This is a genomic window from Paenibacillus sp. FSL H7-0716 (genome assembly GCF_038002705.1).
Lineage (GTDB): Bacteria > Bacillota > Bacilli > Paenibacillales > Paenibacillaceae > Paenibacillus_AQ > Paenibacillus_AQ odorifer.
Map to the genome: position 1 here is coordinate 213,284 of NZ_JBBODA010000007.1, position 16,476 is coordinate 229,759.

Here is a 16,476-nt window from a genome sequence, read left to right on the forward strand (position 1 = left end):
GAAATGAATACTAATTCAAATGTACAAGCACACGTTCCTGCCACAATTGAGGAATGGTTTTTGCCGTCTCTTCCCATACCTTGTAATCACCAACAGGCTTAGCGTTGACATATTCTTCTTTTGGCAGCAGCTTAGCTGCAACATCTTCCGGCAACGTTACACTGTCACGGATCGGACGAGCGTAACCTTTGGCAAGATTAATCTGTCCTTCATCGCTAAGGATATATTGGCGTGTAAGCTTCGCCGCATTAGGATGCGGCGCATATTTGTTGATGATCGTGGCATACCCGCTCACGACACTGCCTTCCTGTGGAATAGCTACCGCGAAGCCATCTTTGTTGATCTGGTCTCTATAGTTCAAAGCGTTGAAATCCCACAGCAGGGTAACTTCTACTTCCCCTTTTTCGATGTTGGCAAGGGAAGCTTCTGCATTGGAGAGACGTCCTTTTTTAGCTAAATCCTCGAAAAAAGCAATCCCCGGTTCAATGTTCGACTCGTCGCCACCAAAGGCAATTGCTGCGGCCAATACAGCCATCTGCGCTTGAGCAGCCTTGGTTACATCACCAACGATGATTTTGTAGTTACCGTTCTTCAGATCTTCCCAGCTCTTCGGCGGATTCGACACGAGCTTAGTGTTAGTCAGAAAAGAAATGGTGCCTTGATAGCCGACGATCCAATTCCCGTCCTTATCCTTAGCCCAATCGGGGATTTCATCCCAGTAGGATGTTTTATAAGGCTGGGTTACCCCTTTATCAACGGCAACCGAGCCAAACGCAATCCCCACATCTCCGATGTCGGCCGTTGGTTTGTCTTTTTCCGCATCAAACTTGGCAATTTCCTCCGCGCTCGACATATCGGTATCCGAATGTGTAAGACCATACTTACTGTTCATATCACTCCATGTATCTTTCCAGTTCGCCCAGGAATCCGGCATCCCCACACTGACGATACTGCCCTCTTCTTTAGCTTTACTCTCGATCTCAGTCAGACTTAATTCTTTGGTGCCAGCCTTTCCATTCGTTGTTTCTTCAGCCTTAGCCGAATTTCCACAAGCAGCAAGCAACAGGACGAGCAAGGATAACATTAGACCCATCGATAATTGATTTTTGATCCCTTTTTTCATGATTTCCCCTTCACTCCTATTTCTTATTTGCGGGCTTCTTTATGCTCCAACTGTTAGGCACCCAATTGCAGTATAGGCGTGTACTATTTTCGCGGCATTAAGGAGAATAGGAATATTTGTAAATAAAAAGAAACGACCTGTCGTCTTTTTTAGATGACCGCCGTTTCCCTCAGAATTCTTTTTATGAAAATAATTACATTAATTACACTAAAATAGAACTTTACTGATGTATAGTAGTATTTATTCATAATAAGAAATGACCCTCAGAGGAGCTTGAAAAATGCCGTTTACAAAAATTCAGATGGTAACAGGTTTATTTCTATGTACTTTGCTTATCTCAGCTTGCAACAATGCAGCTACTCCTCCTAAAAATAACACGCCAGATACAAGTAATAAAATCATTCAAATAAATAGTGATCTTTACACCCTCCCATTACGTGATCAGAACACAGAACAATACAACTACGCTGTCAAAACCTCTGCCGGTATCGTATGGTTGCCAGCCCCAAAAATGAACATTGCCCCTGGAACAGAAGAAAATCCATTTTATTTTCCAACAGAGCCATTCACTTTCTATTTAAGTTCTCCTAATGAAAAATCACTAGCTGTAGAAAAGTCCAAGAAGCTATTAACGTTACCCTTAAATGATGGCGATGCTGTTCTGGTGGTTAGCGGCGTTTTTGGATTAGATGATTATATCCTCTATCATACCTTTTCCATTTTCACTGATGGCGCTCAGCCGATACGAGAACAAGCTTGGGTGATGAAAGTAGACGATCCAACATCTAATAAAGAAATTGCTCAATTCCATTCATCTGGAGGTAAATTTTATAGTTATGCAGTTGATGAAAAAGAAGAACTTTATCTATCGGTTTCCATACTTCCTGGAAATGCAGATGGTAGCTATAGTTACGAAGTTTATATTTATAATCTTCTGACTGGCAACAAAGAAAAAATAAATGATTATTCTCTTAATCCCTCATCACCGGATTCCATCCAATTTAATTACAATGACAAAAAATATTCGTATAAACTTCAGTCCAAGTAAAAAACTGCCCGACATTTCCAGGCAGTTTTACATGTATGAATATAACTACCGTCTACGCGCTGCCACACTGACAACACCGTATCTGTAAAGCACCTTCTTACCGAACCAGCCAAAAAGCCGATCTGTAAAGAAGCCCATAAAGCCAAGGCAGAACAACCCGACAAAGATCCAATCCGTACGGAAAAACAACCGGGAATTCCAGATCAGATAACCTACACCTTCGTTCGAAGCAATCATTTCCGCCCCAATAATCGCCATATATGAGGTGCCCATCGCTAACCGGATACCCGTAAAAATATAAGGGATCGTCGCCGGAACAACCACATGAATCAGAATTTGCCACTCACTGGCGCCCATACTGCGGGCTGAGCGGATTTTGTCCTCTTCCACGGACATCACACCGGTTAAAGTATTCAGCACCACGATAAAAAAGGTGGCGTACATAATTAACGCAATCTTCGACTGCTCCCCAATACCAAACCATACTAGGAACAAAGTAATGAATGCAATCGGCGGGATAAAGCGGATAAAGTTCAGGAAAGGCTCCGCAAAAATACGGATCAAGTTCACCTTCCCAATGATTAGTCCTACGGGAATCGCCAGTAAACTGCCGAGTACCCAACCAATGAGCACCCGGTAAAAGCTAATCCCTATATATTGCAGCAAGGTTCCGTCTTCCAGCAGCTCCCGTCCGCCCTTAAGTGTACTCCATGGTCCGGGAATCACATCGGGGCCATAGATTACAGCTCCAAGCTGCCAGACGCAGAGCGCGGTAATCCATAGAAGGGTTACGGAAACCCACTTCTTCTCCACCCATTTCCTCATCTGTCTCACCCTATCCTATTCTTCGAAATGACCTTGAATTTGATTGTATAACGAGTAGAATTCCGGTGAGGTTACGTCCCGCGGATACGGCAGTGTATTGTCATAAATATCCGTAATATTAGAGGACGGTCCTACTGACATAATGCCAATTCGTTCTCCCAGCAATAACGCCTCCTGAATATCATGAGTTACAAAAATCACCGTCTTATGTGTCTGGCGCCAAATATTGACCAGTTCCTTCTGCATCGTTCGGCGCGTCATCGCATCCAGTGCGCCAAATGGCTCATCCATCAGCAGAATCGCTGGATCATTTGCCAGCACCCGAGCCAGCTGAACACGCTGCTTCATACCCCCAGACAGCTCCTTCGGGAACTTCTCCTCATGCCCGTTCAGCCCAACAAGCCCGATGAACCTATCCGATATTGTATGCCGTTCCGCCTTTGCGATTTTCTTCATCCGCAATCCGAACTCCACATTCTGACGGACGGTTAACCAAGGGAATAAGGAGGAATCCGCCTGCTGGAACACAACCGCCCGATCTCTGCCGGGCTTATTCACCTCTACATTATCCACCCGTAGATGCCCGCCGGATTTGGAGACAAACCCGGCGATCATATTCAGCAGTGTTGATTTCCCGCAACCACTCGGCCCGAGCAGAACGAAGAATTCCCCACCTTTAATTACGAGATCTACATCTTTTATAATGTAGTGAACGTCCCCAGCAGTCGGTTCACTGTAGCTTTTACGGAGCTGCTCAATATGAATGGTATGCTGCTTAGCAGGTAATGACATTCTGAACTCCCCCTATTTCTTGTACGTAACCTCTTCTGGCAATGCCTTCGCCAGCGGCTCGAGATTCAGTTTGCTATCCAGATCAAAATCCTTCTCAATGATTCCGTTGTCGACCATATATTTCTTTTGCTTGGTCAAACTGTCATACGCTGCTTGAGTAAATCCTAGTGCCCACGGATTATTCGGCAGATCCTTTATCGTTGATTCCTTAGGCTGCTTCACTTCCTTATACATCAGATCAGCAACCTCATCTGGGTGAGCCTGAGCATAGGCTCCGGCTTCATCCACCGCTGCTAGGAAATTCGCTATACCTTGCGGATTCTTAGTCGCAAAATCATTTCCCGTTACAATCCCCATCCCCAAGCGAACCGTGGTTTTAGACATATCTGTCAGTTCATGAACACCTTTAAGCGCATAGAGCTTATCATTCAGAACCGAACCATAAAACCATGCTCCATCCACAGCACCTTGCTTCAAAGCGATATAAGCTTCATCAAATGCACCCTGTCCTATTAACTCCACATCACTGAGAGCAGCATTATGCTCTTTCAAATATTCATCCCAAAGGTACGGAATGAAGGTGCCGCGTATGAAACTCAGCTTCTTTCCTTTCAAGTCTTCAGCCTTCTGAATATCGTCCTGTACGAACAATTTCCATTCAGTAGACGCTTCATCAGTCGCTAATCCCGCCGAGGCGATAATAGCATAATCGCCCTTCGCCACTGCGTTCAGCAAGGGGAAGTCTGCCCCGAAAGCCACATCCACCTGTTTAATAAAAAGGGCATTTACACCTTCCGCAGGGGAACCAAAGTTGACCAGTTCAGCGTCAATCCCGTGTTTGGCAAAGATGCCGTTATCTAGTGCCACCCGAAAAGTGGGATTCGTATTGATGTCAGCAATTTTTATCTTTAATGTCTCATCTTTGCTGTTCGCCGCTCCCTCTTTAGCGGCATTAGAGGCAGCCGCGTCGCCCTTGGAGCTGCAGCCCGATAAAAGGATAACCACTGATAAAGATAAGAGCAGAAAGCTTGAGCTGATCCATGATTTTTTCAACCGACACATCTCCTCAAATTTGTTAATTTACCTTGCGGCTGCTGCCTTCATCCGTCGTCGCCACACAAGCAGCTCCTTCAACAAATGGCAGGGTTGTCGCCACACTTACCACAGAATCCGATCCTTTAGGTGCAGACCCCGGGACTCTGAACTGCGTTACGTCTATTGGCTCAATCGCTTGTTCAACTGGCGTTTCCAGCTGTGGTACCCATGCATAAGGCACACGGTAGGAACGATAGACCATGTTGGTATTTCTGGAGTCCGTAAATGGCGAAATATATTCCCATACCAGTTCATGTTCTGGCGTAACCTCAAAGAGTCTGCCGTTAGAACCTTCTGTAATTAAGGTGTTGCCATTCGGAAGCCGTTGAGCTGAGCTGATATATGGACTGTAGAATTTATAAGAATCGGTTGGGACAGAGAAACCTGCTTCTGCCGCTGTATATTGCCACTCAATCTCAAGGGTCACGGGATTAATCTCCAGAATTCGCGAGTGGTCGCGGAGTGCATTTTTTTGCCCAAAAGGAGAAGATGGATTTGGAAGACCATAACCGCCCCAGCCCCCGTTATCGAATACAAGTAAGTTACCTTCTCCCGGCAAACCTTTCGGAATGATGTGCGCATGATGCTGGCCAATGATCCAGTCGATATGCTTCACTTCTGGCAGCGAGTAATCCGGACCGATTCTCCAAACGATGGCTCCGGTACGCTTATCCGTGATCGCAATAATATTTGCTTCACGCGCATCCCAGATCACGTTATCCGGATGGAAACGCTCATCCGCTGCATCGTAAAACTTATTGGGTCCTACATAAGAAGCCGAATTGATATGCAGCCAGTCTCCAACACCACCACCTAGATTTCCGAAAGAGCGTGAGTTAGGATCACGAAATAGTACATTTTTGGCCGCTTCATCAAAGCCCAGCTCATCAAAATGTTCATTTGGAGCCCACTCCCAGACGATATTCCCCTCCCAGTCCACCTCAAGGATCGTGTCATCAAGCAATTGTTTGTCGGAGATTTGAGGATTGTAGATGTTTTTATGAGCAAGAATTAGCGTTTTTCCACTGTCTACCTTGGGTTCAAGCCCCGGTGCAAAATATCCGACCGGATTGCCTTCGCGCTGATAGTCATGATGCTGGCGGGCATACCAGAGGGGTTCATAACCCGGATCTTCTATATGTTCATAGCTGTTATATTTCCACATGATGTTCCCATCCCAGTCCACCTGTACCAGATCTACATTATCCTGTATTCCGAATTTAGGATCTCTTCTTCCTGTGCTGCCCAGCACATAACCACCCGGAAAGATTTTAGCCGGAAATCCAAGCAGCCCCTTCCACAAATGCACCTCTTTACCGTTCATATCAATCAGTACAACACCTTCTTCACCAGCTTGAAATACGGTATAGCCACTCCAGGCTTTGTTAGGGTTATATACGGTTGCTCCAGTTGGATAAATGGTTGAATGTCCCATCGTTCATCTCTCCTATTTTCAATTTTTAGTAGCTAAGATAATTACTTTTTTTGGTGGTTGTGCGTGGCTTCTGTTCAAGGGTTGGAGAGGTCTCTGCATTCTCCTTGGCGAGCTTCAGCAGGATATCCGAGAATCCTTCCAGATTGCTAATGATCCGCTGATAAAAGTCATTTTGCTGCGCCAATTCCTCCTCCGTAAACCCCTCAAACAAAAGCGAAATACATCGTTCTCCGATGTTGCTGTTCTGCTCCGCCAGCTTGCGGCCTTTATCCGTAATATCCAGCATTACCGTTCTACGGTCACCTTCTTTACGTCTGCGTACGGTATATCCACCCGCCTCAAGCTTATCGCTCAATGCGGTAATCGCACCTGAGGTGAAGTCTAGTTCATCCGCTAAGTCTCCTAGCCTTTGTTCACCATCGCGAATGATTTTGTGCAGAATCAGCATGCCTGGTAAGGAGATGCCTGCTACGGTGACCTTATCCCGCTCTTTCACGAATCTGCGAACCGCCTTGCGAAATGCCCAATCCGTCTCCTCCAGCTGTCTCCAATATTGTTCGTTCATGGCTTACTTACCTCTGCTTTCTCCCAATCAGCCCATAAAAAAGACTCCCAGCACCTACCCCTGACAAGGGAAAAGTACGGGAGCCTTTGGTGGTCCAATCAGCTCAGTTGAATTATTTCACTGTTCATTTAATTACTGTTTAAGTATTGGTGATATCATATACCCCTTTATTCCTACCTGTCAAGTAAGTATTTTATATATTCAAAAAAAAGAGCACCCTCAAAGGTACCCGCCAACTTGCAAGCTTATAGACCACTTTCCAGCACAAGCACATGGCTGTCTTCATCATAAACCTGCATAAAAGATGATACGGCCGGTAAATAACGCTCTAACTCGTAAATATATTTTACCCGATTCCTGAATTGGCAGATTGGAGATATCTAGTTTCACTTGCACTCCTTGCACTCTACCTTTTTATTTTGAAAGATTCTGAAAATTAAAAATTAATTCAAAAATATTATATATGAAAAATCATATGAATAGTGGAAATTTCCTTTTTACATAGAAGAAAAAGGAGACCACACGTAAAAAAGACAAAAAGCAGGTCAGAGTCACCTCTGCCTGCGTTTGCCAACCTATCTTATAATTTAATTATTCCATATAACAGTTTTGCGATTTCAGCACGGGTCACTTTGCCACGAGGGTCAAAGTTATTGTCGCCCTTACCGTCAAGGATTCCCTTAGCTTGCAAATCAATTACCGCTTGCTTCGCCCACTCAGATACACTATTCATATCCTTAAAGCTTGCAGCAGCAGCAACGGAAGCTTGCAATCCTGCTTTATACTGCATCAGTTTCTGCAGGACAACTGCCGCCTCCTCACGGGTAATCGCATCTTTAGGTCGGAACTTGCCATCACTGCCTTGGATCAATCCAAGCTGGACAGCTTTGTCTATCGACTGTGCATAATAAGCATCTTTAGATACATCTGCAAAAGCACTCTGTACGATAGCCCCATTTGCTTCATCCAATCCGAGAGAACGAACGGCCAGTGTAACAAAGTCTGCACGGGTTACATTCGCTAGCGGTCCATAATGCGTATCGTCGATCCCTTTAATCACATGCTTAGCCGTCAGCTTGGAAATATACGACTCTGCCCAGTGACCAGCAGTATCCCTAAATTGCTTATGGTATTCCAGCACCGCAAAGGAGGAAAAGTGATTTGTTGTGAAGGTAACGGTATTATCCTTAAACACTCCACCCAAGTATTCCAACGTGCTGCCATTTACATAATAGACACCCGCAAAATCTGTATCGAGCTTAGCAAGCTGTTCCTTAGTCAGCGTCAAGGTAATCGTAACAGCACCTTTAAGCTGGTGGATAGCCGTTTCTTTGCCTCCTGCTGATGTAGTGAGGTTCAACGTAACGTTAGCTCTGGATGAACTCATTCCAGCGTCATTGGCCTGTATAGATATCATACTCGTATCAATGCTTAGTAACAGCATATCACTGCCTGCCGGGATGGCCGGTAAGGAGGTTGATGGTACGCTCAAAGAAACGTTAGATGAAACAATATTCAAATTCAGCTTCTTATCGACAGCCTGTTGAACGGCGGCTGCATCAAGAGCAATTCTAATCTGATCTTGAGCCGAGGTTGCTCCGCCTGCACTAATCTTTAGGCTTCCCCCTGTAGCAGCTTCCTCTATCAGTTTCTTCAAGGCTGACGGATCAGCTGTATACATCCCATTACTTCCTAATGCCAGTTCAATGTTTCCTTTTCCCGTTCCAGGTGTGGCTGTAGGCGTTGGAGTCACTGTTGGCACTGGTGAAACTACTGGAGGTGCCGTTGTCACCTCCGGTGCTGGTGTCGGCGTCACTTCTGGCGATGGCGATACCTCTGGTGTCGGCGTTACCTCTGGTGTCGGTGTTGGTGTTGGTGTCACCTCTGGCGTCGGCGTCACATCCTCTTTTCCAGTGTAAAAGCCCCAGATATCTGAAAGCACACTACCGGAGTGATCATCCTCAACCTTTGTATACCATTGGTAGTAGCTATCCGGATTCAGCTTACTCCAAGAGACCTGAGTCTCCGCACCACTCTCTACTTGTGGATTGGCCGCAATTTCCTGATCGCTGTAAACCTTGACTCCGATATAGTCGGTAGCCACACGTTTAGTCACAGGCTGTAAATCCAGATCCAGAACGAACTCATCTTTGCCTGGATATTCGTCTTCATCATAGTAGTTATAATCATCCAAATAAGGCGAATAAGTCTTCACGCGAAGTTTGTTATTAGCAACATCGAACTGAAGCAGACGGATATAGCCAAGGCCTCCTTCTTCAGCACCTTGATAATCTGCCAGCATTTGATAGACACTGCGGTCTGGAATACCGTCACCGTTATCATCCAGCTCGTCTACCTTAAGCTCAGCATCATGATAATGGCCGGACAGTGCTGCGATTACGTTTTTGTTAGGTTTCACAACCATCTCAAAAATCTTATCCGCAATAGGTGCCCGGTTATTAGAAACCAGCAAATATTCATGGAGACAAAGAATCGCTTTACGCTCTGGATAACGGGCAACAATCTCATTCATCCATTCGATTTCTTCCTCAGCCAATCCCCAGCCCATGTATACAATAACAAAATCAGTTCCGTTCGCAGACACTAAATCGTAATGGCCCCTGTTGTTGTCATAAGAGCCACCGAAGGTCGGCATATTTTTGAATCTCCACTCTCCAAAATACTCCCAGAATTTCGTGTAATCCCCGGTTTGATGGCCTACGTCATGATTACCTGCAAGTACACCATAAGGAATGTTAGCTTCCTCCAGAACCTTCATGTCCCGGTCAGCTTCCTTCCACTCATACTCCTGATAGGATTTATCGACGATATCACCTGTATGAATAACATATTTCAGGTTCAAGCTCTCTTTGTTGTCAGCTATCCATTCTACATTTTTACGGTAAATGTAAGGGTAGCTCTGTGAATAATATTGTGTATCAGACATCCATACAAAAGAAAAGTCATACGTATCTTGTGTTACTGTTGGTGCTGTCTTAGCCACAGAAGCAATTTCGTCCTGAACTATTACGGCAATGCTATTTCCATTAGCATATTCTCCAGCTGTAACCGTGGATTTCAGCTCAAAATCCTCTGTTCCAGCGATTAAATGATCCAGCTGTACCCATTTTTGTTGAGCTGGACTCCATGCGTAGAGACTTACTTTACGTCCCGGCAACGAATTCCCTTTCCATTCAATATCTACACGATCTGATGCCTTAACCGACTCATCCAGCTTAATTTCATAACGCTGATAAGGGAATTGATCGACAGCATCATTAATTAAATATTTTCCGTCCACCGCACTTATTTTACTGTAGTCATCACTGCTAAGCGCTTGTTCGCCCGCAGGTACGGATTGTTTCGGCGGTTCTGTATCGGATGCATTTATAAACCCAGCAAAGCCATGCTCCGGATGGTTAGCATCGTACTTAAATCCTCTAAAGAAGGTAACGTTTATCTTATCCTGATTAGGATCTTCAACCTTAACCTTTAAAGTCGGATTAGTACCTACAGCGGTCTCCCAGTTTGTAGGAGAAATAAGCAGTGGCGCAAATGGATTCTCATTCGGCACATGGAATGTAATTACCTTTTCTGCCTGATTGCCGATCTTATCTAAGGCTGTGATAGAAAGCGTATGATCCCCAGCCGATAACTTCCCGGATGAAGTAGCATAGGGCAGTTCAATAACATTACCATCCAGCTTCACGCTGACCTTATCTACACCCGCATAAGTATCCTTAACTTCAGCAGTAATTTCAAAATTGCCACGGTAAGTTTGTCCTTCTTCTATGGATGCTTTGATGGATGGCGGCGTGTTGTCGACAATTACGTTTGATGATACTTTCGTTCCACCTTCGGTAAGCGTTACTTTATGTTCTCCGTCAGTTGCTTCTTTAGTATTCCAGTTGTACGCCTTTGAACGGAACAAATCCGCTTTTAGATCAAACTGGAAGCCGAGGGATTCATGCTTACCTGCGCTGTCCCCCATCTTGATTTCCTTATCACGTTCTGCATAAGCCGGATCCCAAATTTCGGTCCCATCTGCCAGCAGGAGACGAACATTTTTCACTTCAAAATCATCCTTATTCTCCTCAGGACGAGGATCAAATGGAGATGATTTAGAGCCCGCCCGAATGTAAATCATATTATCCGTACCCTTTTGTAAAGCGGCAGAAGAAATAGGAAAAGTCAATGTAGTATACGTAGTAATCGGGTCCATAAAGGTATACAGAATACTGGCATCTCCTAGTTCTTCCGGTCCCATTGTGATGGCATTTTTAAAATAATAGTCCACATTTTTAGCTTCAAATACAAAGTAGGCATCATTCTCAAGTGCATTATATGCCTCGTTATTGCCCAGTAACTTACTGTCAATGCTCAAGTCTAAGGCATCAGCCTTAGCAGTAGCAGAGGTTCCCTTTACGGTCACGGAGCCATTGATCAACTGCCCCTCCTTCACATTCAAACGAAGGGGTGATTGATCCTGTCCTCCTGTAACTTTTACTTTCATTACTGGAGATTGTGTTTCATTCGTTCCATCAGAAACGACAAAGTAATACTGGATTTCATTTCTGCCAATCAAATCCGCAGAGGTCAATTTATAGTGATACAAGCTATCGTTGAAGTCTTGGGATAGATTGTGGCTAACAGCCTCCGGCTGCTTGTCCGAAGACACTCTAACTTCCACAGAAGTAACAGCTTTATTGTCATCAGCAAAAGCCTTCAAATCGAGACCCAGCGACTGATCAATCTCCGTTACGCCCGTCAGATCTTCTACTGTTGGTTTCTCTGTATCCGGCTCCACATGGATCGGTGTGTTTGGAAGTTGTGTTACATCCGTCTGGCCTGGTGACGGAACGGCAGATCCCGTACTGATCTTGAGCATTTTACTCAGCCCATTCACTGGATACTTATATAGAAGGGCTTTATTCTCTTTGGTGTCATCGCCTTTAGCTCCACCATCGTAGGTGAGGTCAGCATCATAATACGCGGAGGAAATTTCCTTTTCCGTGTTACTTTTGATTACGACTGCCCGGCGGCCAGAGTTCGCCATACCATCGCTTTTGATCAAAAAGAGATTGGTGCCTTCAATTAAGTTTGTGTTGAATTCTGTATTGAAATCATTAGCAGTGTACGTACTATTGGCACTATTAATAACCCAGAACACCACGGACTGCTGTGCAGGAATCAGAAAGTTCTCTGGTGTCGAAGGCCACTTCACATCAGAAGCGTTACCTTTATCGGGATAACGATAATAGACCTTGTAGTCCTTGAAGTTAATTGGTGCATCAGTATTGTTATAGACCTCGATGAATTCAAAAGCGTCGCTGCTTGTTCCCTTTACATTCGTCGAATTCGGCAGCAGCTCTGTGATTAACAACGGCGGCACATTGTTCGAATCGAACGCCGGCAGGTTCACATGAACAGAATAACTCTCTGTCACATTATTAACGCGGATGCTGTAACGCAGCTCCGGCTCTTCCAGCGCAGCCGCAGGAATCATTGCCGCATATTCATCCCCACCTTTTGAGGTCATAGTGATTACCGTATCTTTCGCCTGAGAAGGAGAACCATACTGTAGCTTCACTACGGGTAGTGATCCATCTGCCCCGCTTTCCAAATTAGTAATCTTCGCACTGATAGGGAGATCGGCTGGATCGACACTACTCTGTGCAGTATGTTCAATCACTGGCTGCTTGTTCCCAGGAACTAGCTCAGGCACTTGTTCTGCCTCTACGGTTCCAGGCGTAGCCACAACCATTCCCGAATTCGCCATGAGGTTCATAACGGAGCTATCTGCTTGCAAATATTGATAGAAGATCCCGTTATTCTCCTTCACCTGTTCTTTTCCATAGGAAGCAGAAACAATTAGCGTATCTCCTGCTTTGCTTTTAATTTGTAAATTACGCGCAGAAGTGTTAGCCATCCCCCCGCCACCGTTGATCCGGAACAGATTCACTCCTTCCTGCAAAGCTGCAGAAGGAGTAAAGTTTTTGATGAAATCCTCCGCAGGAACATTCAGATTATTGCCGTTCATAATCCAGAAAACAATATTTCCATGCGCTGGTATTACAGCATCACCATTAGGTGCCCATGTATCTTTGTCATTATAAAAGAAATAATAATCCTTAAAATTAACCGGCTTGTCCGTATTATTGTAGACCTCAACAAACTCGTAACCATCTACAGAGGTTCCATCTGTCCCTTTTACATTTTTAGTATCCGGAACAACTTCTGTAATCAGTAGCGCTCCTGGATTATTAGGTACCGCGTACACATCTGCCATTACAGTCGTTTGACTTAAAAGCGTGTCGAGCTCAACCTGTTCATCAAAATGCGCCTCTAATTCGGAAGATGTCTGCTCCGTCTCCAGCTGCTGCTCTTCGGCATATCCTGCTGGAGCCATGATTCCCAACATCAGACTGCTGGCAATTATGCTGGAAAATAAACGTTTAGCTTTTGCTGTTATTCTCAAAACTCCGAACACTCCCCATTTGTTTGATTGTGATTCAATGCATAAATATGCAATGAAGCTCATCTGGAAAGTATACCTGCGGTGTATTATCGCTATATCATAGCCGTGTTAAATCTTTAGGTTATTTTTAATATTGCTTAAGCTTCAGTTCAGCTTCGCGGGTTACAATATAACTAGTTAGAACCCATTTTAAACGATACTTTAGACGGATGCTTAAGCAGGATAAGTTATTGCAGAACAAGAAAAGAGGACTCTAATGGATATAAAAAGAGTGATCATAGTCGGAACCGTAGTCGTAGTGATGTCTTTCGGAAATGCTTGGACTAGTCTTACCGCTAATGCAAGTTCGCCTGTAAAATGGTCCACCGCAGAGGTCGCGGATCAAGACGAATTATTGGAGGTACTTAACCAGCCAACGGATGAGGATCTATACGAGGCCATATATGACGGTAAGTCACTTCAAGATATTGCATCAGAACAAGGCCAAGATATTGAAGCTGTAATCGATCTACAGGTTGCCCAGCTAACGGATCAATTGGATTCACGGCTAGCCGCTGGAAGCATAACAACCGAGCAGTATGCGGCATATAAAGCGGAGCTGAGGGACATCGTTTCAGATAGTGTCCATACTTCCTTCGGTTAAGGGAATACATACAGCGACGCTGTAACATACACAAAAAAAACGGCTAAATGGATCTTCCATTTAGCCGTTTTTTGTATATTTAATACTTATTTTATAACAGAATCGCTAAGTCCCTATCTTGTTCTCTCTGTTAATCTCCAGAATATCAAGGAAGAATACAAAGATCGGAATCCCCAGAATCAGTCCCCATACCCCGAGATAATGCTCAGAGAATAACAACACAATAAATGTATAGAACATAGGCAAATTCATTTTGGATGACATCAGTTTAGGATTTAGGAAGTAGCCTTCTACAAAATGCAGTACGGCAATCATTGCCAGTACGTATATCGTCATGACTAGGCCACCAATATTGTAACCAATAATACAAAGTGGGATTAGCGAGATAACAAAACCTACAACCGGAATTAAACTAAGCAAGAAGATCATAATGGATAATGCGAAAAGGTAAGGAAAACCTAAAATCCAGAGTCCGATCACCGTAAAGCATGTATTAAACAACGCGATCAGAATTTGTGCTTCGATCACTTTTCCGAAAGAAGAGATGAATTTTCTGCCAAAATACTCAAGCTCTACATAGAACCAAGAGATTTTGCTCTCTTTAAGGCGGGAAGTGAAACTAACGATCCTGTTCTTCTCAAGTATAAATACAAAGCTCAAAATGGTTGATAAAACAAAGCTGGTGCCCCAATTGCTTATTTTCAAGACATATTCAATACCGTCTTTCATGTACGACTGATAGTTCAAATCCTTAAGCTGGGCGAATATATACTGCACTATATCATTCTGCGGGATGTTCTCAGGGGTCAAATTGGTCAAAAAATTCGTTAACTGTTTAATCTGTATAAAAACCTTAGGCAGATAATTAACGAGGGTTATGACAACTACAGCGATTAAGGCAAGGTATAGAATAACAATAATCACTTTGCTGTTAACTGCTACATATTTGTTAATGCGCTTCGTGAGCAGCACTTGAAAGCTATTCATTACATACGCAATCAAAAACGTCAACAGTACCAAATTAAGCATATCTCTAATGCTGAATAGCAGCAGAGCAACCAATCCTAAAATCAAAAAACGCCGGACCGTTAAATTTGCGTAATAACGCTTAAACAATTCCATCAGTTCTCTCCATTCGCCTACCAATTAGTACTCTGTTTATAGTCTACAGTAAGGAATTCACTTATAGCAACTAGTGATTCGCCTAAAATGACGAAATTACTCACTTTTTGTAATCTCATCCTCAATAAAAGTGACACTTTTCATGCTCCTGCATCCATATGAGTCAATTCAACGATTCGGCGTTTCGGATCATATTTCATATCTATATGCAGATCTTTGCATAATTGATGAAACGGAACCATCAAGGTCCCCTTCCTCATTTCAGGAGAATTCCTTACCATATTCACCTTTTGGTTGTTCAAGGTCAATTCCATGGGCAAATCGATATGCTTCATCTGATCAAGCGTCAACGCAGCGGTAAGTGTCTCACTTCCCCCGTTAATTCGTGCGGCATTCCGATCCGCTCTGGTGTTAATCCCATCCTCAATTTTGAAGGTCAGTGAAATCCCCAGCGAATCACAAACAGCCAGCAATCTGTCATTGTAGGACCCATAAGGAAAAGCAATTGCCGAATCCGTATTGCCCAATTCTTCTTTCAGCCTTTGTTCCGCCTTGGCCAGATCACGTGTAACTCTGCTGTAGTATTCAACATTCATCTCATTCCTGTTCTCATCATCAACATATAACAAGGCACTTGCAGCTGGCCGCTGCCCGCCCTCGGCATCCACAATCCCATAATGGTGCAAATCATAGGTATGACTATAAAATCCCATCCCAGCATGCTTCATTTCCCGCATTTGCTCCCAAGTGAGCTTCGGCACGCTATTCGGATCTGGGTGATCAATTGTAGATACGATAACAAAATTGACGGCTGTATATCCGTATTTTTGCAAAACGGGGAACGCCAATTCATAAAAACTTTCATATCCATCATCAAAGGTAAGCAGCACTGCATTGTCCGGAACTGCGCCGTTATTCAGCATAAATTCGCGGTATTCCGCCATGGTGATCACATGAAAACCTTCCTGCTTCAGCAGATTCATTTGATCGTCAAACCGATCAACCGATAACACCCAAGGAAACTGTGGCATAGGCTTCTCGGAAAGATGATGATACATCAGCACAGCCACCTGATCTCTGTAGTAAATGCCTTTTGGAAGAGGTCCGGATTTCTGCCAGCCGATTTGTGTATTTAGTGCCTGTTCAGCTACTGCCTTCGGGATCATAAGATCATCAGGTGAGGCTGGGTTGGAAGCTATCGTCTTTATCATTTGACCATTTACGTTAATAGTAATTGTTGAAGGTTCACGTTGTGTATTCAAAATAGCAGCAAGGCTTAGCAGTAGAACTATGATAACAAGCAGCATATACTTTTTCGTTTTCAATCTCAGAATCTCCTTAACAACATTT

At 44.1% G+C, this 16,476-nt stretch carries 11 protein-coding genes; 2 read left to right on the forward strand and 9 right to left on the reverse strand.

Annotated features, from left to right (window positions below; all coding sequences use genetic code 11):
- Positions 1–10: 10 nt before the first annotated feature.
- Entirely contained in the window at positions 11–1,123 is a 1,113-nt protein-coding gene (locus tag MHH60_RS12210) for an ABC transporter substrate-binding protein (RefSeq protein WP_076134779.1), read from the reverse strand.
- Between the two features lie 280 nt (positions 1,124–1,403).
- Between MHH60_RS12210 and MHH60_RS12215 the strand changes: the two genes are divergently transcribed.
- Complete coding sequence (locus MHH60_RS12215) at positions 1,404–2,171, forward strand: hypothetical protein (protein WP_076134778.1); 768 nt, start codon at positions 1,404–1,406, stop codon at positions 2,169–2,171.
- 45 nt (positions 2,172–2,216) lie between these two features.
- Here the strand turns inward: MHH60_RS12215 and MHH60_RS12220 are convergent, their stop codons facing one another.
- The 6 genes from MHH60_RS12220 to MHH60_RS12245 all read right to left on the reverse strand — a co-directional run bounded on the left by MHH60_RS12220 (position 2,217) and on the right by MHH60_RS12245 (position 13,361).
- The gene (locus tag MHH60_RS12220; RefSeq protein WP_036687327.1) at positions 2,217–2,996 is read right to left on the reverse strand and encodes an ABC transporter permease; all 780 of its coding nucleotides are present in this window, start codon (positions 2,994–2,996) and stop codon (positions 2,217–2,219) included.
- 15 nt (positions 2,997–3,011) lie between these two features.
- Positions 3,012–3,788: an ABC transporter ATP-binding protein gene (locus tag MHH60_RS12225; protein ID WP_076134777.1), complete on the reverse strand. Its 777-nt coding sequence runs from the start codon at positions 3,786–3,788 to the stop codon at positions 3,012–3,014.
- Positions 3,789–3,800: 12 nt separating this feature from the next.
- Positions 3,801–4,841 (reverse strand): ABC transporter substrate-binding protein, encoded by a 1,041-nt coding sequence (locus tag MHH60_RS12230; protein WP_076134776.1) that lies wholly within the window; start codon positions 4,839–4,841, stop codon positions 3,801–3,803.
- 22 nt (positions 4,842–4,863) lie between these two features.
- Positions 4,864–6,318 (reverse strand): aryl-sulfate sulfotransferase, encoded by a 1,455-nt coding sequence (locus MHH60_RS12235; RefSeq protein WP_076134775.1) that lies wholly within the window; start codon positions 6,316–6,318, stop codon positions 4,864–4,866.
- 25 nt (positions 6,319–6,343) lie between these two features.
- Positions 6,344–6,883, reverse strand: a complete 540-nt coding sequence (locus MHH60_RS12240; protein ID WP_076134774.1) for a MarR family winged helix-turn-helix transcriptional regulator — start codon at positions 6,881–6,883, stop codon at positions 6,344–6,346.
- 580 nt (positions 6,884–7,463) lie between these two features.
- Positions 7,464–13,361, reverse strand: coding sequence for an S-layer homology domain-containing protein (locus tag MHH60_RS12245; RefSeq protein ID WP_179088893.1), 5,898 nt, complete (start codon positions 13,359–13,361; stop codon positions 7,464–7,466).
- A 256-nt stretch (positions 13,362–13,617) separates the two neighbouring features.
- Here MHH60_RS12245 and MHH60_RS12250 point away from each other — a divergent pair, with 256 nt between their 5' ends.
- Complete coding sequence (locus MHH60_RS12250) at positions 13,618–14,004, forward strand: hypothetical protein (protein ID WP_038568262.1); 387 nt, start codon at positions 13,618–13,620, stop codon at positions 14,002–14,004.
- A gap of 105 nt (positions 14,005–14,109) precedes the next feature.
- Here the strand turns inward: MHH60_RS12250 and MHH60_RS12255 are convergent, their stop codons facing one another.
- Positions 14,110–15,126 (reverse strand): AI-2E family transporter, encoded by a 1,017-nt coding sequence (locus tag MHH60_RS12255; RefSeq protein WP_076101160.1) that lies wholly within the window; start codon positions 15,124–15,126, stop codon positions 14,110–14,112.
- A 140-nt stretch (positions 15,127–15,266) separates the two neighbouring features.
- Positions 15,267–16,451: a polysaccharide deacetylase family protein gene (locus MHH60_RS12260; RefSeq protein ID WP_081388956.1), complete on the reverse strand. Its 1,185-nt coding sequence runs from the start codon at positions 16,449–16,451 to the stop codon at positions 15,267–15,269.
- Positions 16,452–16,476 lie beyond the last annotated feature (25 nt).